Origin of the sequence: Zoogloea oryzae, from assembly GCF_030161255.1 — a bacterium.
Lineage (GTDB): Bacteria > Pseudomonadota > Gammaproteobacteria > Burkholderiales > Rhodocyclaceae > Zoogloea > Zoogloea oryzae.
This window is the reverse complement of record NZ_BSPX01000057.1, coordinates 32,545-32,841: the sequence shown is the minus strand read 5'-3', so window position 1 is coordinate 32,841 and position 297 is coordinate 32,545. Positions and strand designations below refer to the sequence as shown.

Here is a 297-nt window from a genome sequence, read left to right as displayed (position 1 = left end):
CGGCGGGCGAGGGCGAGCTGCCGCTCACCGCCTTCAGCACCGCCGGCCGGCGCTGGCACGGGGCGGTGGCCCGGCTGCCGGTGCAGGGCGGGCGGCCGATGCACCTCGGCGTGATGATCCCCGACGACGAGCTCCTCACCGACGCCCGTCAGGTGCGCAACCGCGCGCTGCTGGCAACGCTGCTGGTGATGCTCGCCACGCTGCCCCTCACGTATCTCACCGCCAGGCTGGTGTCGCGGCCGATCCGCGCGCTGGCCGACGAAACCGCGGCGATCCGCCGCTTCGATTTCACTTCGG

1 protein-coding gene is annotated in these 297 nt (G+C 74.1%); it reads left to right on the top strand.

The genetic code is table 11. The annotated features are described in order from the left end of the window. Nucleotides 1–297, top strand: a 297-nt coding sequence (locus QQK25_RS16450; RefSeq protein WP_284188903.1) for a hypothetical protein, incomplete at both ends; no start/stop codon positions are given.